Origin of the sequence: Alteromonas sp. M12 (assembly GCF_037478005.1) — a bacterium.
GTDB lineage: Bacteria > Pseudomonadota > Gammaproteobacteria > Enterobacterales > Alteromonadaceae > Aliiglaciecola > Aliiglaciecola lipolytica_A.
The window spans coordinates 2,530,275-2,551,925 of sequence record NZ_CP144164.1 but is presented as its reverse complement, the minus strand read 5'-3'; the positions used below and the strand labels follow the sequence as shown (position 1 = coordinate 2,551,925).

24 protein-coding genes are annotated in these 21,651 nt (G+C 40.0%); 6 read left to right on the top strand and 18 right to left on the bottom strand.

Translation table 11 applies throughout. The features are described 5' to 3' along the window. The 5 genes from VUI23_RS10885 to VUI23_RS10865 all read right to left on the bottom strand — a co-directional run bounded on the left by VUI23_RS10885 (window position 1) and on the right by VUI23_RS10865 (window position 5,750). Window positions 1-1,224 carry an alanine--glyoxylate aminotransferase family protein gene (locus VUI23_RS10885; protein ID WP_342804388.1) on the bottom strand — a complete coding sequence of 408 codons (1,224 nt, stop codon included), beginning with the start codon at window positions 1,222-1,224 and terminating at the stop codon, window positions 1-3. 8 nt (window positions 1,225-1,232) lie between these two features. Further along, window positions 1,233-2,054: a sulfite exporter TauE/SafE family protein gene (locus VUI23_RS10880; protein ID WP_216046650.1), complete on the bottom strand. Its 822-nt coding sequence runs from the start codon at window positions 2,052-2,054 to the stop codon at window positions 1,233-1,235. A 19-nt stretch (window positions 2,055-2,073) separates the two neighbouring features. Continuing rightward, entirely contained in the window at window positions 2,074-3,669 is a 1,596-nt protein-coding gene (locus VUI23_RS10875) for a gamma-glutamyltransferase (RefSeq protein WP_216046649.1), read from the bottom strand. Continuing rightward, entirely contained in the window at window positions 3,666-4,853 is a 1,188-nt protein-coding gene (locus tag VUI23_RS10870) for an amidase (protein ID WP_342804387.1), read from the bottom strand. The genes VUI23_RS10875 and VUI23_RS10870 overlap by 4 nt, the downstream gene beginning before the upstream one ends. An 84-nt stretch (window positions 4,854-4,937) precedes the next feature. Further along, entirely contained in the window at window positions 4,938-5,750 is an 813-nt protein-coding gene (locus VUI23_RS10865; RefSeq protein WP_216046647.1) for a MurR/RpiR family transcriptional regulator, read from the bottom strand. A 101-nt stretch (window positions 5,751-5,851) separates the two neighbouring features. Between VUI23_RS10865 and cobB the strand changes: the two genes are divergently transcribed. From cobB to VUI23_RS10840, 5 genes are read left to right on the top strand one after another with little or no spacing between them, the layout of a single operon-like run. Further along, window positions 5,852-6,574, top strand: a complete 723-nt coding sequence (cobB, locus tag VUI23_RS10860; protein WP_216046646.1) for a Sir2 family NAD+-dependent deacetylase — start codon at window positions 5,852-5,854, stop codon at window positions 6,572-6,574. Continuing rightward, the gene (locus tag VUI23_RS10855; RefSeq protein ID WP_342804386.1) at window positions 6,571-7,227 is read left to right on the top strand and encodes a LysE family translocator; all 657 of its coding nucleotides are present in this window, start codon (window positions 6,571-6,573) and stop codon (window positions 7,225-7,227) included. Before cobB ends, VUI23_RS10855 begins: the two co-directional genes overlap by 4 nt. Window positions 7,228-7,246: 19 nt before the next feature. Continuing rightward, on the top strand, window positions 7,247-8,011 hold the full coding sequence (locus VUI23_RS10850) for a hypothetical protein (protein ID WP_216046644.1): 765 nt from the start codon (window positions 7,247-7,249) through the stop codon (window positions 8,009-8,011). Beyond that, the gene (locus VUI23_RS10845) at window positions 8,004-8,813 is read left to right on the top strand and encodes a glucosaminidase domain-containing protein (protein WP_216046760.1); all 810 of its coding nucleotides are present in this window, start codon (window positions 8,004-8,006) and stop codon (window positions 8,811-8,813) included. The genes VUI23_RS10850 and VUI23_RS10845 overlap by 8 nt, the downstream gene beginning before the upstream one ends. Continuing rightward, window positions 8,810-9,439 carry a DUF2987 domain-containing protein gene (locus VUI23_RS10840; protein WP_216046643.1) on the top strand — a complete coding sequence of 210 codons (630 nt, stop codon included), beginning with the start codon at window positions 8,810-8,812 and terminating at the stop codon, window positions 9,437-9,439. Before VUI23_RS10845 ends, VUI23_RS10840 begins: the two co-directional genes overlap by 4 nt. Window positions 9,440-9,457: 18 nt before the next feature. Here VUI23_RS10840 and VUI23_RS10835 read toward each other — a convergent pair whose 3' ends face one another. The 12 genes from VUI23_RS10835 to ccoN form a co-directional block, all read right to left on the bottom strand. Then, window positions 9,458-10,519: a patatin-like phospholipase family protein gene (locus VUI23_RS10835; protein WP_216046642.1), complete on the bottom strand. Its 1,062-nt coding sequence runs from the start codon at window positions 10,517-10,519 to the stop codon at window positions 9,458-9,460. 15 nt (window positions 10,520-10,534) lie between these two features. Further along, complete coding sequence (gene ttcA / locus VUI23_RS10830; protein WP_216046759.1) at window positions 10,535-11,422, bottom strand: tRNA 2-thiocytidine(32) synthetase TtcA; 888 nt, start codon at window positions 11,420-11,422, stop codon at window positions 10,535-10,537. Between the two features lie 136 nt (window positions 11,423-11,558). Further along, window positions 11,559-12,491, bottom strand: coding sequence for a universal stress protein UspE (uspE, locus tag VUI23_RS10825; protein WP_342804385.1), 933 nt, complete (start codon window positions 12,489-12,491; stop codon window positions 11,559-11,561). 114 nt (window positions 12,492-12,605) lie between these two features. Then, a complete protein-coding gene (fnr, locus tag VUI23_RS10820; protein ID WP_216046640.1) occupies window positions 12,606-13,343 on the bottom strand; it encodes a fumarate/nitrate reduction transcriptional regulator Fnr in 738 nt (245 codons plus the stop codon). Window positions 13,344-13,368: 25 nt separating this feature from the next. Continuing rightward, window positions 13,369-14,034, bottom strand: coding sequence for a sulfite exporter TauE/SafE family protein (locus VUI23_RS10815; protein WP_342804384.1), 666 nt, complete (start codon window positions 14,032-14,034; stop codon window positions 13,369-13,371). Beyond that, complete coding sequence (gene ccoS, locus VUI23_RS10810; protein WP_216046638.1) at window positions 14,031-14,216, bottom strand: cbb3-type cytochrome oxidase assembly protein CcoS; 186 nt, start codon at window positions 14,214-14,216, stop codon at window positions 14,031-14,033. The genes VUI23_RS10815 and ccoS overlap by 4 nt, the downstream gene beginning before the upstream one ends. 22 nt (window positions 14,217-14,238) lie before the next feature. Then, entirely contained in the window at window positions 14,239-16,626 is a 2,388-nt protein-coding gene (locus VUI23_RS10805) for a heavy metal translocating P-type ATPase (RefSeq protein ID WP_342804383.1), read from the bottom strand. Continuing rightward, complete coding sequence (locus tag VUI23_RS10800; RefSeq protein WP_216046636.1) at window positions 16,626-17,117, bottom strand: FixH family protein; 492 nt, start codon at window positions 17,115-17,117, stop codon at window positions 16,626-16,628. The genes VUI23_RS10805 and VUI23_RS10800 overlap by 1 nt, the downstream gene beginning before the upstream one ends. 70 nt (window positions 17,118-17,187) lie before the next feature. Next, window positions 17,188-18,168, bottom strand: coding sequence for a cytochrome-c oxidase, cbb3-type subunit III (ccoP, locus tag VUI23_RS10795; RefSeq protein WP_216046635.1), 981 nt, complete (start codon window positions 18,166-18,168; stop codon window positions 17,188-17,190). Next, complete coding sequence (locus VUI23_RS10790; RefSeq protein WP_216046634.1) at window positions 18,161-18,346, bottom strand: cbb3-type cytochrome c oxidase subunit 3; 186 nt, start codon at window positions 18,344-18,346, stop codon at window positions 18,161-18,163. The genes ccoP and VUI23_RS10790 overlap by 8 nt, the downstream gene beginning before the upstream one ends. 1 nt (window position 18,347) lies before the next feature. After that, window positions 18,348-18,953: a cytochrome-c oxidase, cbb3-type subunit II gene (gene ccoO, locus VUI23_RS10785; protein WP_216046633.1), complete on the bottom strand. Its 606-nt coding sequence runs from the start codon at window positions 18,951-18,953 to the stop codon at window positions 18,348-18,350. Window positions 18,954-18,964: 11 nt separating this feature from the next. Next, on the bottom strand, window positions 18,965-20,410 hold the full coding sequence (gene ccoN, locus VUI23_RS10780) for a cytochrome-c oxidase, cbb3-type subunit I (protein WP_216046632.1): 1,446 nt from the start codon (window positions 20,408-20,410) through the stop codon (window positions 18,965-18,967). 451 nt (window positions 20,411-20,861) lie between these two features. Between ccoN and VUI23_RS10775 the strand changes: the two genes are divergently transcribed. Continuing rightward, window positions 20,862-21,170 carry a hypothetical protein gene (locus tag VUI23_RS10775; RefSeq protein WP_342804382.1) on the top strand — a complete coding sequence of 103 codons (309 nt, stop codon included), beginning with the start codon at window positions 20,862-20,864 and terminating at the stop codon, window positions 21,168-21,170. A gap of 12 nt (window positions 21,171-21,182) precedes the next feature. On the opposite strand, the gene bfr is transcribed toward VUI23_RS10775, so the two are convergent. Beyond that, window positions 21,183-21,650, bottom strand: a complete 468-nt coding sequence (gene bfr, locus VUI23_RS10770) for a bacterioferritin (RefSeq protein ID WP_342804381.1) — start codon at window positions 21,648-21,650, stop codon at window positions 21,183-21,185. Window position 21,651 lies beyond the last annotated feature (1 nt).

Genomic DNA, 21,651 nt, shown 5'->3' with positions numbered 1-21,651 from the left:
TTAGTTCTCCTCATTAGTGTAAACATCAAACGCCATATCAGTGGCTAGTCCAGACTGCAATTGATGACCAGCACGCCTTAAGGTGTTTTCAAGTGCTTGTAAAGTATGTAAAACCGTGTCTTTTCTGGCGTTATAACCCATGGTTCCAATGCGCCAAATTTTGCCGTGTAACGGGCCGAATGAAGTACCTATCTCAATGTTATATTGGTGTAGAAGTTGTTCACGAATTTGCTCGCCATTCACATTGTCTGGAATATAAACTCCCACAACATTGTTCATTTTATGAGTTAAATCGCCAAAGGGTTTTAAGTTCAAACCTTTAACACCGGCGAGCATAGCGTCACCATGTAATTTGTGCCGCTTAATACTGTTTTCTATGCCTTCGTCCAATAATTGGAGGGCGCACTCTCTGGCTGCGTATAACATTGATGTTGCTTCAGTATGATGATTAAGGCGTTCTTCTCCCCAATAATCCAAAATCATCGGAATATCGAAATAGTTAGAACGAATACGTAAACCTAATCCATCAGCATGTTGTTCGTTTCGAATTCCTGCTTCAACGTGTTGTCTGCGCCTAACCCTTTGCACGTATTTTTCACTTAAGGTTATAGGTGCACTGCCGGACGGGCCGCCAAGACATTTTTGTAACCCGACTGAAACGGCATCTAATTTCCATTCATCAGTTTTAAACGGATTACCACCAATAGATGCTGTGGCATCGCTGTAAAATAACACGTCATACTTTTCACAAATTTCACCAATATTTTCTAATGGCTGAAGCATGGTTGTAGAGGTGTCACCTTGAACTAAAGCCAAGACTTTAGGGCGTATCTTTTTGATTGCTTGTTCAATTTGTTCGGGCTTGAAAACTTCCCCCCAAGGAGCTTCAATAATATGAACCTTTGCACCTGCACGTTCACTAATTTCAGCTAATAAATGCCCAAAACGTCCAAATACGGGTACTAAAACATCGTCGCCGGGTTCAATGCATGAAACCAAAACAGCTTCTATACCCGCTCTGGATGTCCCGTCGATTAACAATGTCGCTTCATTGTCGGTGTTAAAAACACCTCGGTATAACGACATAACTTCGTTCATATAGCCTGTCATAACGGGATCGTATTGACCTACCAACTGGGTCGACATGGCATTCAGTACTCGTGGATAACAATTTATTGGACCAGGCCCCATTAAAAGGCGCGGTGGAGGACTAAGTAAAGACATGATTCTCCTTAAAGTAGAACTTGAGCAAGCATTCGACCGCCCGTAATTAATAGTGCAACAGCAAACACTCTTTTCAGTAAATTGCCATCAAGTTTAGCGCCAAGTGATGCGCCCACTGGAGCAAAAAGTACGGTAAGAGGAACGATGCAAACAAAGCCGACTAAATTGACTAATCCATAGGTAAAAATAGGGGCATCTACCGGTGTTTGACCAAAAATCAACATAGTTAGCGCACCTGGCAACGAGATTAATAATCCAATCGCTGCTGCCGTTCCTACAGCTTTGTGTGCCGGATAATTAAAACTGGTTAAAATTGGCACGGATAGGGTTCCGCCACCGATACCAACCATGGAGCTCAGCATGCCAATGATACTGGCAATTAGGCTTTGGCCCGCTCGGTTAGGAAGTTGGTTAAAAATTGGAGGTTTGGATGCTCTAAATAGCATGTTTAACGCCGCAAGGGTGGCAATAATCGCAAACATCAGCGTTAACCAATAACCATTTACAATGGTCACCAAGAAGCTACCGACTAGGACACCTAGTAACACAAACATCCACCAAAATTTTAATAATTCGAAATCAACATTGCCTTTTTTGCGATGGGAGCGAATCGAACTAACGGATGTAGGTACAATAGTGGCCAATGACGTCGCAGTGGCAATTAACATGGCAGAGCTGGGATCAACACCAAAATGTTGAAACAAGAAATACAGCACTGGCACTATCACGATTCCGCCACCGACACCCAGTAAACCCGCTAATATACCTGCGAACACACCAGTCGCCATCAACGCCAGTATAGTAGGGTAATTTTCGATTATTAAATCCATGTACTTTTACTTCTCTTGTTTAGTAAGGAAATGCTTTACCGTCGCTACGTGGATCGGTAGCTGCGCTCACTTTGCCATCAGGATTATGCACAATCATCCCAGCATGCCCCATCATTTCATTGTTTGGAGGTACTATTGCTATATCATGGCCCTTCGCCTGCAAAGATTCGATCACTAAGGGATCAAGGTCTTCCTCAATTTTCAAATTGTGTGATTGATCCCCCCAAGTTCGACCTAGTAGCCAACGAGGGGATTCAATTGCTTTATCCATGGGCAAGTTTTGAAAAACATGACGACTAAAAATCGCAGCTTGTGTTTGCGGTTGACCTTCGCCACCCATAGTGCCGTAGCTAATTCGTCGACCATCATGTAATTCTGCAAATGCAGGGTTAAGGGTATGAAATGGTTTTAAACCAGGTTTTAAATATTGGTTCGAATTAACATCTAAGCTAAATGATGTACCTCGGTTGTTCCAAACAATCCCTGTAGAATCGGAAACAACGCCACTTCCAAATTCCCAGTATAAACTTTGAATGTAGCTCACCATTCTGCCAGAGCTATCACATGCACCCATCCAAACCGTGTCACCTAGTTTGGCTTCGTTTGGCCAATCTAAGGCTTTAGTTGCGCTGATTTTGGTTGCTAATTCATCAATAATAGATTGTTCAAGCATGTCCGATAATGGGCGTTCTAATCGGCTCTCATCAGTCACAAATTGATTGCGTATTAGGAATGCCTGTTTGGTGCATTCCACTAATAGATGCGGATATTCGTGTTCTCCAGCGGCCAAATGTTTAACCTTGTCAAACAAAGCTAAAATTAATAAAGAGGCTACGCCCTGTGTGGGTGCGCCAAGGTTGTAGAGTTTACCAAGGGAAACATCAACACTAAGTGGGGTAACTAACTTTGCTTGATAGTCAATGAAGTCTTGTTCACGAAGTGGTGACCCTGAGGCCGTTAAATCAGCTGCTAATTTTTGGCCAATTTCTCCACGGTAAAAATCGTCCAAACCTCTTTCAGCTAGTTGAGAAAGGGTTTTTGCCAATTTGGGTAATTTTACTATTTTTCCCTTTTTAAGGGCTTTTCCTTTAATTAAAAATTGCTCAAAAGGCGGGCTTTGATGCAAATCATCAAAGGTCTTAAAACTTGCATCCGTTAAACTTTGAGTAACTTCTAAGCCCCATTCAGCTTGTCCAATTGCGGTGGATAATAGTTCTTCTAAAGGTTTATTAGCTTGCCATTGTTGGCTAATTTCAAGCGCTTTTTGCCAACCCGAAACCGCACCAGCCATTGTCAATGCAGCCTTTCCACCTCTCGATGGTATTTCGCTAAGATCTTGGTAGAACTCTGAGGTCGCAAGGGCCGCAGCACATCCGCTGGCGTCAATGCCGATTGGCGCTTTACCAGGTTCGCTAATTAACCAAAATCCGTCTCCGCCTAAACCATTCATATGTGGGTAAACTACTGCTATAGATGCTGCAGCTGCAACCATGGCTTCAATGGCTGTACCACCTGTGTCTAAAATATGTTGACCGGCCTGAGCTGCTGCATAATGCGGAGCAGTAAACCCTGTTGTGGTCGATGTATGTTCCAGATTTTGTATTTTATGTTTCATTCAGCAGTTTCCATAAGCTTCTGACCTAAACTTAGCAATGCTAAGTCGCTATTTTTAGGACCTAAAATCGACAAACCATAGGCTGTATTATCATTTTTAAATAACGGCATATGTAATTGTGGACAACCCGTTAAACCGGCTATACAGGTGAATTGCATTAGCTTTTTTCGATATTCTGCAATTTCTGATGCGGAGGTATCTAATCTTGGCGCAGGACCCGGTGTAGTGGGTAGTATTAAATACCGGTCTTGTTTTAACAGTGAAGAAATGTCTGTTTGCAATTTTTGCTGTTGCTGAATTGCCGACAATTCATCTTCTTTTGTTAACGTTTCACACCATTCAAAGCGTTGTTGAATATCTTCGGCAAACTTGGGTCGTGAGTTTATTATCCAATCACCATGAGTTTGCCAGATTTCTCTTCCTTGTAAAACTCTAAATGCGTTAGAGGCTTGTTCTACAGTTTCCGCGGATATCTCTTTGTCTTTTATCCAGCAACCATTAAATTTGCTTTCAAGCCAATTAAAAATTTCTTGCCTATGCTGACTAAGTCCCACAAGTTCACTGAGTACAACCGGCGTATTAAGAGATTTACTGTTTTCTTGTTGATCTGGTATCAGACATTTAGCGATAGCTAACGCATCTTGAATCGTATTGGTTATAAAACCAGCGGTATCGAAAGAGGGGGCGAGCGGCACAACCCCTTTTAATGATATTACTCCGTGGGTAGGTCTAAAGCCGACTAAATTATTATAACTCGCTGGTACACGAATAGATCCACCGGTATCTGTGCCTAAACCAATTCGGGCTAGATTACGCCCAACAGCAACAACAGAGCCACTTGATGAACCACCACTAATACGTTCTTCGTCCAAGCAATTAACCAGTTCAGGATAATGTATATTCTGACCGTTAAGACTGTAAGCTAATTCGTCAGTGATAGTTTTACCCACAAATTCGGCACCGGCTTCTAATAAACAGGCGACAGTCTCCGACGTTTGCGTTGGAACCGGATGTGTAGCAGCCCAATCTGGGTTGCCGGCGGTTGTGACAATGCCGTCAATATCAAACAAATCTTTAACCGCCAAAGTCCAACCTTTTAAGGGCTGTGATTTCGAACGATGACTAGTTTTGTTTATATCTAAGTTAACGGGCAGTACAAATGGCGAGTGAAATGAAGACTTCATGAAACCAAACTTAATTAAACATAGCCTTATGAAACAACTGTTTCACCGATTAGTCAAGAGAAACAGTTGATTGAATGGTGGTTTTTACTCTAATTCGTCTAATTGTTTGAATAAATTGGAAATTGCATCAATACGATTTTGTTCAGCGTACCTATCGGAATTGAGAATTTGATTGCATATAACTGAAATTACACTCATAGGAGCAGAGTAGCTGTCTAAGGGTAATTCTTGTCCTAGTTGACATATAAATAATTGGTTTACCTTTTCTTTGTATATTTGTGCCGAGGGGTCGGCCATTAATACAAGTTGTTTTTTAGGGATAAGATCTATCAATTTTTCAACAATTTTGGGGCGTCGACGAAAGGCAATAATAATGACTAATTCGTCGTTAGAGATATCTTCAATTTCTTCACCAAGGGTTTGACCAGGAAGGGGTAAAAGCCTTACTTTTCCTCGTACTTGCAGAAGCTGTTGGCGAAAATGCATCGCCACCGGGTAGCTATTTCTAAAGCCAATTAAGGTTATTCTAGAAGCAAGTGTTATCGACTCTACTAGTTGAGTAATATCTTCAGGTTTTACATTATCCCAAGTTTGTCTTATTCGATCTAATTCTTGAGTGATATAATCGTTGTTCTTATGCACCGTGCCTAACGGCATACCAGCATTACGAGCTTGGCGCATTTGATCTTTTACTTGTTGAAGGTTGTCATAACCTAACTGCCGAAAGAAACGACTTACGGTTGCTTTAGAGGTGAGGGTGATTTGCGCTATTTCAGCTACAGATAAATTTAAAACATCAGTTGGGTTTTGTTGCAGATAATTAGCAATTTTACGCCCATTTGGTGACAGCTGCTGGTAAGATTGAGAGATAAGCGCTACAAATTTTGATTTTGGCAAACCATTTTCCAAGATAATGAGTTAATCCAGATCTAGTGTAACCAAAAGCGCGTCATCTACAAAGTTTAAACGCTTCAAAATCAAGGAATATAGTACAAATCATGTTTAAAGGGTTTACAAAATCATCCAAGGTGGTGGTGTTAACTGGCGCTGGCATTTCCGCCGAGTCAGGTTTGAAAACGTTTAGAGATAATGATGGTTTATGGGAAAAGCACCGTGTTGAAGATGTTGCAACTCCTGAAGCATTTGAACGTAATCCCGACTTGGTCTATCGTTTTTACAATCAGCGCAGAGCGCAATTACAGTCGCCAGAAATCGCCCCTAATAAAGGTCATTTAGCATTGGCTGAATTAGAGGAGTATTTAGCAGACAACTTTCTTTTAATTACCCAGAATGTTGATAATTTGCATGAAAGAGCAGGCTCAAAACGACTTTTACATATGCACGGCGACTTATTAAGTTACCGCTGTTTAGGAAGTCAAAAAGTAACAGAAACTTTTGATTCTTACGATCAAAATAGTCAATGTGATTGTTGCCATCAACCGAATATGGTTCGACCGAATATTGTGTGGTTTGGTGAAATGCCAATGTATATGGACGAAATATCTGAAGCATTAGCAAAAGCCGATCTTTTTATATCTGTAGGGACTTCCGGAAACGTGTATCCTGCTGCTGGGTTTGTTCAACAGGCGAGTCTTTATGGTGCCCATTGTGTTGAGCTAAATTTAGAACCAAGTAACGGTTTTAGTGCGTTTTCAGAGAGTCACTATGGACCTGCTACAGAAGTTATTCCTGATTATATAGAGTCGCTAATAAAGCCATGATTTTTCCTGATTTATCCCCATATTGGTTAGAGTTCGCTGCTATTGCTAGCTTACATTTTTTTGCGGTTGCCAGTCCTGGTCCTGATTTTGCTGTGGTTTTAAAACAAAGTATAAGTAGTGGAAGGCGTTCTGCTATGTATACCAGTGTGGGTGTCGGCGCGGGAATTTTGATCCATGTTACTTACTCTTTATTGGGCATTGGTATCTTAATTAAAACCACACCATGGCTATTTCAAGTATTTGCCTATTTGGCGGCAGCTTACTTGCTGTATTTGGGCTGGGGGGCTGTCCGCAGTGTGCCAAATAGATTAGAAAATGATGTATCATTGCAAGCACAACCAATTGAGAAACAGGTTACTTCTGATAAAAAGTCTTTCTTAATTGGCTTTATGACAAATGGATTAAACCCTAAAGCTACTTTGTTTTTTCTAACCGTATTTGCAGTTGCTGTAGCCCCACAAACTCCAATGCTAATAAAATTTAGCTACGGCATTTATTTAGCTTTTGCGACGGGCATATGGTTTTGTTTTTTGTCGTACATAATGAGTGGCTCTAAAATTCGCTCTTCATTACTGAAAAATGGTTATATTTTTGATCGAATCATGGGCGTTATTCTAATTGTATTAGCCATTAACCTCCTTTTGTCCACTTAATTTAACGAATGAAATATTGATGTTTAAACTCATACAAAAAAACTATTCAGAACTTATTAAACAGAACTTAAATGGTGAATATAACTTTAACTTGAAGAATATATTGGCCAAGGGATTTAAAAATACTACTGGTAGTATTTTAATTTTCTTGCAAATGTTACTGGTGGTTTTTGGACTAAGTTTGTTAATTGCAACGGCATTTTTCAAATTTAATGATATACAGACCATGGAACAAGTAACTCAAAGTCATCTGATGACATTGGATTTAATTATTCAAATGGTTTTAGCGCCTGTCACTGCAGCATTGATGTTACAAGGAGCTCGGTCTCATCTGAAGCGAGTGGGTTCTGTTAAGTTTTTATTCTCAACCATTCCACAAGCAATCCCTATATGTTTGGTAACCGCATTTATAATCATAATAACTAAAGCTGGGATGACGTTATTTATCTTGCCTGGTTTATATTTAATGATCGCTACGAGTTTTGCAGTATTATTGGTAGCAGATAAAAAGTTCACACCAATAGATGCATTATTACTTTCTATTAAGATGGTAAACCGTTATTTATTCCCGTTCACTATTTTATATGTCGTATTTTTATTGTTGTTGCTACTTTCGATAGTTTCTTTTGGGATTGGTTTGCTACTGTTTTTACCCTATTACTATAATATTAATGGTTTATTGTATTGTGAACTTTTTGGTTACGGTAACAGTACAGACAATAACAATTTAAACGATGAGACCCAACAACAAGGGTCTGATGGAGATACTACATTTGATGCATAACGTTGACTTTCCAGGCCCTAGACGGATTCTCTATTTGGGAATAATCTGGGTGTTTGGCGCTGTAGTGTTAAGTTACCCATTTTTATTTCCACCAAAGGAGTTAGATCCTTTTGATGAGCAAAATATCGCTCCTTATGTAGAACAAAAAATGCCTAACTTCGCTAAGATACAATCAATTACGGAACGGAAAAAAGCATTTTTCGACTATTTGTTACCTGCAATTCATCATCACAATAAAGTGATTATTCAAAAACGGGATTTTCTGAATGAAATAAAAAACGCAATTGAACAACAATTGCCTTTTAGTTATTTGCAGCAAAAGAGACTCGATTCACTAGTGAAAGAATATCGCGTTGACCCTGACGACGATTTGAATTCAATCGTGGACCGATTAATGCGTCGAATAGACATTATTCCTGTTGAGTTGGTGCTTATGCAAGCAGCGAACGAGTCAGCTTGGGGAACCTCTCGATTTGCTCAAAAAGGTTATAATTTTTTTGGACTTTGGTGTTTCCGAAAAGGGTGCGGTTTTGTACCAAAACGGCGAAATGAAGATGCCGCTCATGAGGTGGCTAAGTTTAAAAGTTTGGATCACGCAGTGAGTACCTATTTCCGCAATTTAAATCGACATGATGCGTATAAAGAGTTAAGGGCGATTCGTCTATCTTTGCGTGAAAACGACAAACAAATTACAGCAGAAAAGCTAGCCAAAGGGTTGAAAAGTTACTCCCAGCGGGGTGATGAATATATCGAAGAGTTAATCAATATGATACGTTTCAATAGGAAGTTTTTACCAGTATGAAAATCTTAAGTTTTACCTTAGTGTTGTTTAGTTTTTGTGGTTTGGCTTTTGCTGATACACTTTCAGTTGAATACTCAAGTTTTTACAGTCACCTTAAAAAAATCGATAATGAAGAAACACCTGCATTGCAATTTGCATTTGGTTTTAAAAACGTCAGAAATGGCGATTTATGTGAAATTAAAACCGCTAATATAGTCACTCAAAAAGTCACACTACCTGTTACAGTAACGCCTGAAAACCGGTTTTTGTTACCCACCGAAAAAGCATTAAGCCAAGCTAAAGCAATTGTCGAATTTGAACTATTAGAAAATAATAATCAATGTGACATGTCAGTTCAGTTGGAAACTAAACCTTCTTATTTAAAACAGCAATATACACATCAAGAGTTACAAGATTTGTATCAGCAATACACAGTGTTTTTTGATGATATGGGCAGCTTTTTGTCGTTCCTAATGCCGTCAGTTACCGGCTTGCAGTTTTATTTCGATAATGTTGACAGAGACTCTATTCCTGCCGAAATTTATCTCGATGAACATCATGCAGTAATTACCGGAGACTGGCTAGAGCAGGGCAATCAGATCCAGTTTTCTGAAGCCCCATATCGCGTGACAGCAATAACCAAATAACGATATCCGTAGAGTGAATTAGTCGAGACGCAATTGATATTTAATCTGCGCAGCAACACGGTTGACGCTTTGACGCCCCTCTTCAATTAACTCAGCCGCGCGATGAAACTCCATAATGCCAAAGTCGCGTAACTGGGGTTCAATTAGTATATCGGGGGGATCGCCAGCTAATCGCGAGCGGGTGACTCTTGCCTGAAGGATATCTAACGAACTGGACATGACACCTAACATACTAGGGGTATTGTCAGTTAATTTAACATTTGATGATTTTTGCGTCGCCGTTACTTGCTCCGGCGTTTCTACCTGAGTTTCTGAGGTGGTTATTTGCTCTTCACTATTGGCGTCAAAGTCAGAATCCAGTGCCATGTTTTCTAGATCTTCTAAAGATTCAAGCTCATCATCGTCCATATCATTGTCTTTTTTGAACTTGCCACTGAAAAGACGCTGCATAAACGACTGACTTTTATTAAAAAAATCATTGGTTCGTTTTTGATTATTTTCATGTTCCATTTGATATTGAGCTTGAACTTCAGGCCTAAAATCTGCACTTAGATTAACCGCAAAAACAAAGTCAGCACCTAGTTGCCGACAAAGATTTACCGGCACTGGGTTGACCACAGCACCATCCACTAGCCAACGGCCTTTGTGCGCAATGGGTGGAAACAGGGCAGGTATTGCACAGGATGCTCTAACCGCATCCGCAATAGGACCTTGAGTAAATGAAACCTCTTTACCACTATATAAATCGGTCGCCACAACACCTAAGGGTTTGGATAAGTGTTCAAAGTCTCGTTCGCAAAAATTGTCTTCGAGGGCTTTAAACACTTTAATTCCGCTAGCCAGTCCACCTTTACGAAATCCAACCCCTAACAGTCCTAAAACTTGCCACTCAGTTAGAGAGCTTGCCCATTCTGCGAGTGGATCCAGTTTATTGCTTGCATACGCGGCTCCTACATAGGCACCAATGGAACAACCAGCGACCACGTCAACCTTGATGCCTAGTTCTTCTAACGCCTGTATTATACCGATATGCGCCCAACCTCGAGCAGCGCCGCTTCCTAGTGCTAATCCAATTTTCATTTACTAAAATGATCCTTAACTAATATTGATTATTTTGACAGTGTCATCAGCACTTGTTGAAGGTGTAGAAAAATCTTCTTGATCAAATCCAATATCACCGTTAACAAACGGTGTTTGTTGCGTCTCTAAGGTTTTAAAGTCGAAAAGTTCACTATCGGCAAGATGCGAAGGCACGACATTCTGCATTGCCCTAAACATACTTTCAATCCTACCCGGAAAACGCTTGTTCCAGTCTACTAGCATGTTTTTAATAACTTTGCGTTGTAGGTTCTCTTGCGAGCCACATAAATTACAAGGAATAATCGGGAACTCAATTAAATCAGAATATTGTGTAATTTCTTTTTCAGCACAGTAGGCTAGGGGGCGAATGACCATTTGTTTGCCATCATCGCTGACTAACTTGGGAGGCATAGATTTTAAGCGTCCGCCATAAAACATGTTTAAGAATAGTGTTTCTAACATGTCGTCACGGTGGTGCCCCAACGCGATTTTAGTTGCGCCTAGTCGGGTTGCCGTCTTGTAAAGTATCCCTCTGCGTAATCTAGAGCATAGTGAACAAGTTGTTTTTCCCTCTGGAATTTTATCTTTTACAATCGAATAGGTGTCTTCCGTGACGATTTCAAATGGAACTTGCAATTCTTGTAAGTAGTTAGGCAGTATCTCAGCGGGGAAGCCTGGTTGTTTCTGATCTAAATTAACCGCAATAATTTCAAATTTAATTGGCGCAATCTTTTGCAGAAACATTAAAATATCAAGCATGGTGTAACTGTCTTTTCCGCCAGACAGGCAGACCATTACCTTATCGCCATCTTCGATCATATTAAAATCGGCAATTGCTTTGCCTACATTTCGTCTTAGGCGCTTTTGAAGTTTATTAAAACTGTATTTTTTACTCTCAGACAGAGACTCGACCTTACTCATCTTATTCCTAGAAAAACATTGCTATCAGCGCGGATTATACCTGTCCTCATAAAGGACATAAACACCCTAAATTTAAATGTTTGCAGTCATTTTCTAAGAATCACAAGGTTATGTAAGGTTAATGTTTAAGAGGACACTCAAAGCCTTCTGGTTTAATTGCTAAAACGTCACAATTGAGTGAATCTATTGTATGTTCAGCCGTGTTACCGATAAGGGCGGCTGTAATACCGGTGCGACCTACAGTACCGATAACCACTAACTCTGCGTCGATAGCTTTTGCCACTGAAGGAATGACATCCTCAGGCAAACCTTCACTAAGATGCTGATTTTCTTGTGGGATATTGAATTCTTGAGCGTGCTCAAGCATACATTTGGCGTGGTGTTGTTTAACTGACTCTGTATAGCCAACCGGATCGAACTCTGGTATTTCGATGGCAATATTAACCGGTGTACCTGGGTAAGAATTAACCAAGTTTACATGTCCTTCCAGTAAATCAGCCATCAATCCAGCGGTTTTAGTGATTAACTTGTTTAAGCTATGATGTTCTTCATCTTCACTGCCCACATCTACCGCAGCTAAAATATTGCCATTAATAGGCCAATCATGTTCTTTAACAAGTAAAACTGGAACCGGTGATTTACGTAGGATATGCCAATCAGTCGGGGTGAATATCACTGACTTTAGGGTGTCATGCTCGTGGGTTCCTTTGACGATTAAATCATAGCTGTGATCAATCACTTCGAACAATACACTTTCATATGGCCGATTATGCCAGACCACTTTTATATCTACTGAAATAGATGAGTTAGCCGCTAGGGGTTCAACTATATTGGCAAGCCAATCGGTTTTGTCATCCACCACAGCTTGGCGCATCGTTTCTCTTTCATCCACGGTGAGCATAGTGGTCATTTCATAAGAGAAATCATATATGGAGAGAAACGCGGTAATACTAGCGCCGGTTTTTTCTGCCAATAAAAGCGCTCTTCTAAACGCTTTTTGATCTTCTGAAGTTGGGTCTACAACAGCTAGTATTTTGTTAAATACGGACATAAATTAATTCCCTTCAAACGTTTACACTACGTATATTAAGTGTATGGCTACTTTAGCTAGTTTGCCAATTAACAGACTAATTGTTTTGACCTGAATCAATTTAAATTAAAAGACTTAACCGCAGGCTTGTTTATTTAAAACGTGTTCACCAAGTTTCTCTCTAAGTACCGCCAAATTGAGAATTTGTATAAATTTCCCATCAACTTTGATGATATTTTCTTTTTGAAAACGGGTGAGTAAACGACTCACGGTTTCAACAGTTAAACCAAGGTGATTACCAATTTCGTTTCGGGTCATGGTTAAATTAAATTCTAATTCAGAAAAACCGCGAGAGCGAAAACGATCTGATAGATTAATTAGGAAGTGGGCAAGACGTTCTTCTGCTGTGCGCTTGTTTAATAACATCATGAGACTGTGATCTTGGTTTATTTCTGTGCTCATAATTTTAAGCATTTCTTTGCGCAGTGTAGGAAGTTGTGCGCTCATAATATCTAACTTGTCGTAAGGTAACTCACAAACCATGGAGGTTTCCATCGCTTGATTATAACTTTGATATTTTTCAGAAAATAGTCCATCAAAGCCGACAATATCACCGGGAAAATGAAACCCTGTAATTTGTTGTTCGCCATCGGGAGAGGTTATGTAAGATTTAAATGAGCCCGTTCTTACTGCAAACAGCGACGTAAATTTTTGCCCAGGAATAGTTAATTGATCATTTTTATGCAAAGGGCGCTTGCGTTCTATGATTTCGTCCAAACTCTCCATTTCAGTCTGATTCAGAGCCACCGGTATACATAGGTGATTAAAACTGCAGTTTTGACAGCGAATACTGAACTTGTTCGGATCTGACATTAGTTAATTCCAATTAATTCATTAGTTACCAATTATGAATCCCTTGGTAACATAAAATCAAGCCAAATAAGCATAATAAGACTGCAACGCTTCGTTTTACCACTGGTTGGGTCAACCATCCTCTTATTTGGCTGGCGCTGGCTCCCATTGCTAACATGATGGGCAAAGTTCCCAAGCCAAAGCAAAACATGGTGATAGCACCTTGTACCGCACTGCCGGTGGAAACACTCCATGTTAACGTCGAATAAACCAATCCACAGGGCAACCAGCCCCAGATTAGGCCATAGGGTACAGCATAGATTGGGTGTTTAAAGGGAATGAAACGCTTTGATATGGGACTAATTATACGCCAAAAAATAGCGCCAACTTTTTCTACTTTAACCAGTAGTTTTGACCACTGTCCCACATATAATCCAAGCAGAACCATAAATACTCCGCCAAAAAGAGTCAGTGCTTGAGGATTGATAAAGGATTTTGTGGTGACGATCTGACCCAACAGCCCAGCGATTGCGCCAGCGAAACTATAAGATAAAATGCGGCCTGAATTATAGGCAATTAAATACGGCCATTGTGACTTATTCTTTGGTAATGCAAAGGTAAATGAGGTCACAATTCCACCGCACATCCCAGCGCAATGCACACTTCCAGCAAGTCCGATTAATATTGCAGAAAACCAGCTTAAGTCGTTCATTTGTCGTTAGTTTTTGGCTTTTTTACTTGTACTTTTTTATCCACGTCATCATCGAATAGAATGTTGTATCCTTGACGCTCTAAATCTTCAAACTGATTGGATTTGACCGCCCAAAAAAAGATCCCTATGGCTAACAGTACTAGCACAATAGCGATGGGGATTAGCACATAAATGATACTCACTTTAATTTCCTATTAGCGCTGGTTAACGTAGTAAACGAATAGAGTTTGCGACCACAATAATTGAACTTAACGACATGCCAATTACGGCCATCCACGGGCTTAAATATCCGGCTACTGCTAGGGGAAGAATTAACGCGTTATAGCCAATGGCCCAAACCATGTTCTGTTTGATTTTGGTACGCACTTTAATCGCCATACTAACAGCAAACTTAACATTACTTAATTTTGAATTTAATAAAATGATATCGGCAGAACGTTTCGCCATGTCACTGGCGTCACCTACCGCAATTGATACATCAGCAGCGGCCAAAACTGGGGCGTCATTGATGCCATCACCAATCATCAAAACTTTGTGTCCTTTGGCTTGTAAGTTTTGAATGTATGTCAGTTTTTGTATTGGCGTTTGTCTAAAATAAACGTTTGGGATACCTAAAGAATCAGCGACCAAAGACGCGTTTATTTCTGAGTCACCACTTAACATCACCAATTGTTTGCTGCGTAAGTCATCGACGAGTTGTTTTGCGTCTTTTTTAACTACATCTTTTACGCTAAATGCAGCAATTAACTGATTGCCCAATTGCAGATAAACTCGAGAGTCATCCTCAGTGGGTCGTAAACCATCACTGTTATCAAGAATACTTATGTTACCTATCTTAACGACTTGAGATTGGTAGGTTCCTTGTAAACCTTTTCCCGCCACAGTAACTACTTGGGAAACTGCGCAGGGGGTCTGAGATTGAAACGCGTGAGATATCGGATGTTTTGAATAGAGTTCTAATCCAGCAGCTAAATTATAAACAAAAGTTTCATCTGCTGCGTTAAAGAGCTCGACGTCACTTACACTGAAATGTCCATTGGTTAGCGTGCCTGTTTTATCAAAAATCACGGTGTCGACATCAGGCATAACATCGATAATATTTGCTCTTTTAACTAATAAGCCATATTGATTTAATTTTGCTATTGCACTGGTTAAAGCCGTCGGCGTTGCCAAGCTAAGGGCGCAAGGGCAGGTCGCAACTAGGATTGATATGGCAACCCAAAAAGCGCGTTCTGGTTGATAAGCCAGCCAGCCAACGTAACTTATTAAGGTGATACCTAGAACAATTACAATAAAGTACTTGGAGGCAATATCTGCATATACAGCTGCCTTGGGTTTATCTGAAAGAGCTAACTCTTGAAGGCGTAAAATTTTGTTCACCAGGGACAATTTAAGCTCGTTTTCAACTTCAATTTCAAAAGAACCTGATAAATTAATGGTTCCGCCATAGACATGAGCGCCGGTGCTTTTTCTGATTTTTTCTGATTCACCGGTCAACATAGATTCATCCACGTTGCCATTTCCGTTGATTATTACCCCGTCTACTGGAAAAGTTTCTCCAGGACGGACTACTATTTTTTGTCCTTTTTTAAGATGTTTGGCTAATACCGAAGTTTGCTTATTATCGTCATCAATTTGCATCGCCGTTAATGGAATATACTTAAACATATTTGCCGATATTAGGCTGGCCTGATGTCGTGAACGATGTTCCAAAAATCGGCTAATCAGTAATAAAAAGATAAACATACATACGGATTCAAAATAGATTTCCCCCGTATGGGAAATGGTTGCCCAGGCACTAGCCACAAAAGTGCCAATAATTGCGATTGAAACCGAAAAATCCATATTTACAGATCCCATCCGCAGCGAACTAAAAGCACTTTTATAAAAAGTAAATCCAGAATACAGTACAACCGGGGTGGTCAATAAAAAACTAACCCAATGAAGAAACTCTTTGGTCGCATCATCTATTGAACCGAAAATGCCGAAATAAAGACCAATGGCTAACATCATAACTTGCATGCTCATTAAGCCAGCCAATCCAATTCGTTTTAAATAGTTCTTGGATTCTTTCTGATAAGAGGCTTCATGTTCGTCTGCTTGGAAGGGAAGTGCGTGATAGCCGATAGATTCTAGTTGTCCGATGATTTCACTAAGTTTTAGTTCTGAATCTATCCAATTAATCGTTGCTCGACGTGCAGATACGTTGACTGCAATTCGTTTAATTCCGGGCGTTTTTAAAAGTTGTTTTTCAATCAGCCAACCACAGGCAGCGCAGCTTATTCCTTCGATGGTTAATTGTATTTGTTTTTGGCTGCCGTCATCGACCACAAATTCTTGCTGAATCTCTTCATGATCGTATGCTTTTAAGGTATCGAGTGTTTCGGTTAGTAATTCATCTCCCTTGTCGGCAAATTCGGTTCTGAAGCGGTAATAATCTTCTAGTCCGTTGCTGACAATTGCTTCAGCCACAGCTTGGCAGCCAGGGCAACACATTTTGCGAGGCTCACCTAAGATGTCTGCCCAGAAGACTTCTCCATTTATTATTGGAAGCCCACAATGATAGCAATTTTGTGAGTTACTATTTTGCATTAAGGATTAAAGTTGAAAGGGGCTTTTTGTGGTAAACCTGTATCCTGCATTATCTTCCATTGCTCATTCAAAGGTGAAAGAGTTAACTTCCATTTACCAGTAATAGGTTTCTCTGCATTAGCTTTGTAATTGCCATTTGCATCTTGGGTCAACAATAACGAAAAATCATTATCTTGGAGCGTTGCATGATAAAAATGCAGTTTTAACGCTTCACCAGAAGTGGGTTTGCCTGATAAAAACTCAAGTTGTACTCGACTACCATCAATTGTCAAAAGTGTGGTGATACCTTGAGCTTTGGCTTCTTGAATTTTAGTTAGTTCTAAATTGATGCCTTTGCCTTCCTTGTAATAGTCATCTATGACCAGACTATCCTCAGTATTTAAGGCAAGATTTAACATGGTGACACTAAGACATATGGAAACAACGGGTATGGTGATTAAAAACCAAGGCCAAAATTGTTTGTACCAAGGTGTTTTATCTGAGCGATTCATTAATATTTACTTCTTATTTAAGAACACAAAGCCTCGTTAAACGAGGCTTTGTTAGGTAACAACTCAATGTTTATTTATCTTTAGATAAACTATAAACATAGGTAGCCACTAGGTGTATCTTCTTCTCTCCCAAAGTGTTTTTGAAAGAGGGCATAACACCAGCTCGTCCGTAGTTAACAGTTTCAGTGACTACGTCGGTGCTGCCACCATATAACCAAATATTATCTGTTAAGTTCGGAGCGCCTAGCGCTTGATTACCTTTACCATCTGCTCCGTGACAAGCAGAGCATACTGCAAAGCGTACTTTACCTGCTTCTTTTAAGTCAGGGTCAACTTGTCTACCACTTAAACTTAACGCATAAGCAACGACTTCTTTAACACCTTGCTCACCAAAAGAAGGTAACCATGCGGCCATATTGGCTTGGCGACCATTTGTTAAGGTTTCAACAATCTTCTCTGGCGTTCCACCGTATAACCAGTCATGGTCAGTCAGGTTAGGGAAGCCTCGTTGACCACGAGCATCAGAACCGTGACACTGAGAACAGTTTTGCATAAACAAACGCTGACCAATTTTTAGGGCTTCTTCGTTATTAACTAACACTTCAATTGGCTGTTCGGCGTATTGGTTGAAAATTGGCGCAAATTTTTCTTCGGCCTTTTCAAGTTCACGATCATATTCAACACCAACACCACCTAAACCGAAGAGGGCGTTTTTCGCTTCTTCTCGAGACGCTAAAACTGCATCTTTTGATTCTTGCAGGGTTTGAATATCTTGGTTTGAACTTTTCCAACCTAACAAACCTTTCCAATTCCCTAAACCCGGATAAAGTAATAAATACAAAATCCCCCAAATCATGGTCATGTAGAACATGATTGTCCACCATTTAGGTAGAGGGTTATTGATTTCGATAATACCATCAAACGAATGATGCATATCGTCACCTTCTTCAACGCCTGTTTTATTCAACAGACACCAGCGTAAGATTAGGTAACACCCTAGAATTGTTCCCAATGAGATTACTGAGACCCAAATACTCCAAAAGCTACTCATTTATCGAAGACTCCCGCTCTTTTTTTTCTGATTGTTGGGTTGGCTCATCATCAAAAACCAAATTTTCTGCTTCATCAAAGCGTTTTTTAGCGCGGCTGCTAAAAGCCCATACCACTATGCCGATAAAGCAAACAAAAACCACAACTGTAAATATGCTACCCGCTGCACCGTAATCCATACTATTTCAGCGCCGTTCCAAGAGATTGTAGGTAGGCAATTAAAGCCTCCATCTCTGTTTTACCTTGTACTGCTTCTTTTGCGCCAGCGATTTCTTCCTCGCTATAAGGCACTCCAAAGTCTTTAAATACACGAAGTTTTTTCTCAATTAATTTGCCGTCAAGTGTATTTTCAGCTAACCAAGGGAAACCAGGCATATTGGATTCAGGTACTACGTCTCTAGGATTAAGAAGGTGAACGCGGTGCCAATCATCACTGTAACGACCGCCGACTCTTGCCAAGTCAGGACCAGTTCGTTTTGAACCCCATAAAAATGGGTGTTCCCAAACTGATTCACCTGCGACAGAGTAGTGTCCGTAGCGTTCTGTTTCTGCTCTAAATGGACGAATCATCTGGCTATGACAACCAACACAACCCTCGCGAATATAAATATCTCGCCCTTCCATTTGCAAAGCAGTGTAAGGCTTAAGACCTTCTACTTTTTCCATTGTTTGTTGTTGGAACATTAGTGGTGTAATTTCAACCATGGCACCAAAACTAATCGCGATTAGAATAAATATCGCCATCAATCCAATATTCTTCTCAACCAGCTCGTGAACGTTCTTCATCTCAAATCTCCTTATGCTGCTTGAGGTTGAGGTGAGTTTTCAGGATCTTTAGAAAACTCTTCATTAGGTGTACGTACGGTTTTGTAAACGTTGTATGCCATCAATAACATACCGGCTACTACGAACACACCACCAATAAAGCGAACAAAATAGAAAGGCTTAGATGCTTGTAGAGATTCAACAAAACTGTAAGTTAGAGTGCCGTCTGGGTTTACCGCGCGCCACATCAAACCTTGCAATACGCCTGACATCCACATAGCGACTATGTATAACACCACGCCAATTGTTGCTAACCAAAAATGCACGTTAATCCATTTAACGCTATACATAGCAGGTTTATTAAACAACACAGGGATAAGGTGATAAATCGAACCGATTGAAACCATTGCTACCCAGCCTAACGCACCAGAGTGAACATGTCCTATTGTCCAATCCGTATAATGTGATAGGGCATTAACTGTTTTAATAGCCATCATCGGACCTTCGAAAGTCGACATGCCGTAGAATGAAAGGGAAACAATTAAGAAGCGTAAAATTGGGTCGGTACGCAACTTATGCCAAGCGCCTGACAACGTCATAATACCGTTGATCATGCCACCCCAAGAAGGTACAAATAGGATGATTGACATTACCATTCCAAGAGACTGTGTCCAGTCTGGCAATGCTGTGTAGTGTAAGTGGTGAGGACCGGCCCAAATATAAAGTGAGGTAAGTGCCCAGAAGTGAACAACAGACAGACGATAAGAGTATACTGGTCTGCCGGCTTGTTTCGGTACGAAGTAGTACATCATACCCAAGAAACCTGCGGTTAAGAAGAAACCTACGGCGTTATGTCCATACCACCACTGCATCATAGCATCTACAGCACCAGCGTAAATCGAGTAGGATTTAAACAGTGATACTGGTATAGCCATACTGTTACCGATGTGCAATACCGCAACGGTTAACATGAATGCGCCGAAGAACCAGTTAGCTACATATATATGCGAAACTTTTCGGATAACAATAGTACCGAAGAAGTTGATAATGTACGCCACCCAAACCAAAGTGATTAAAATATCGATTGGCCACTCTAATTCTGCGTATTCTTTGGTAGTCGTTAAACCTAGTGGAAGAGTGATTGCCGCTGAAACAATAACCGCTTGCCATCCCCAAAACGTAAATGAGGCCAACTTATCACTGAATATCCTAGCTTGTGATGTTCGCTGCACTACATAATAAGAAGTGGCAAACAGCGCACATCCACCAAATGCAAATATAACTGCATTAGTGTGTAAAGGACGCAATCGAGAAAAGGTGAGGTAAGGAATGTCAAAATTTAAGGCTGGCCAGTAGAGTTGTGCTGCGATAAACACACCTACTGCCATCCCAATAATTCCCCATACGACAGTCATTATGGCAAACTGCCTAACGACTTTATAGTTGTATTCCGGATGTACTTGGCTGGCTACGCTCATATCAATGGATCTTCCACATCATTATTTATGACAAAAATAATTAACTATTTTTGTATTGTTTTGTTATGTGTATGTGACACTATTGTCACGGTTTTTACATTTCATTAACTAAGTCCCTGAATTCACTTCGGAACTTAGATTTTGCAGACGGGATCATAAAGTTTTTGCTTTGAAAAAGATAGCATAAACACCATTAGCTTGATCTTAATCAATAGATTTTCAGCATTTCTTGTTTTTATAGTAGTGATCATTCAAACTGACTTTCAATAAATCTCATAAACAGACAGTTAATAGGCACAACACTCTGATTAAACGCACCTTTCCTATTATAGTTGTGATTTTGATTCTTTCCGTTGTTTATTCATTAAATAATCAAAAAGACTCAATTTTAACTAAAAATCTTTGTTATCTCGAAGCGCAGTCCTGTCGAATTGAATTAGACGATTCAATAATGCAGGTGAGTTTTTCTGACTTTCCTATTCAGATTGAAGAGATGCTTAATTTATCGATAATTTACGATACGCATTACGTGGTTAGGCGAGGGTGGCTTGAAGGTACTAATATGTATATGGGTAAAACCCCATTGTTTTTGAAAACAAGTCGAATAGACAAGTTAAATAATCAAGTGAACTTAGATGCAGAGTTGTTTATTGGTGCTTGTAGTGAGTCGAATATGAGATGGAAATTAACCATAGAGTTGGAAGATATACAAACCACTGATTTAAAAACGGTTTCAGTATTCTTCCAAACCCATGCTTAAGTAGAGATCTAATTACATTTGTGACTGCAAGTAGTTAGATAAGCCAAGACGTTTGATTAGGCCTATTTGTTGTTCTAACCAATGTGCATGATCCATTTCGGTGTCTTCTAATAAGACCATTAGCATATCTCTGGTCACATAATCTTTTTCCGCTTCACACAGGGCGATTGTTTTCTTTAGTTCGTCTGTAACCGTGTATTCAACGCGCAAATCACTTTCCAACATTTCAAGCACGTCTTTACCGACTTTGAATCCTGAACGCACTGTCATGTCGGGAGTGCCTTCTAAAAATAACATACGTTCAATTAGCTTAGTGGCGTGACCCTTTTCATCATCAAATTCATGGGCAATACGCTCATGAAGTTTAGTTAATCCCCAATCGTCATACATTTGAGAATGGATGAAGTATTGATCCATTGCTGCCAATTCATAGGCTAGCAAGCCATTTAATGAATCTATTATTATTTGATTACCTTTCATA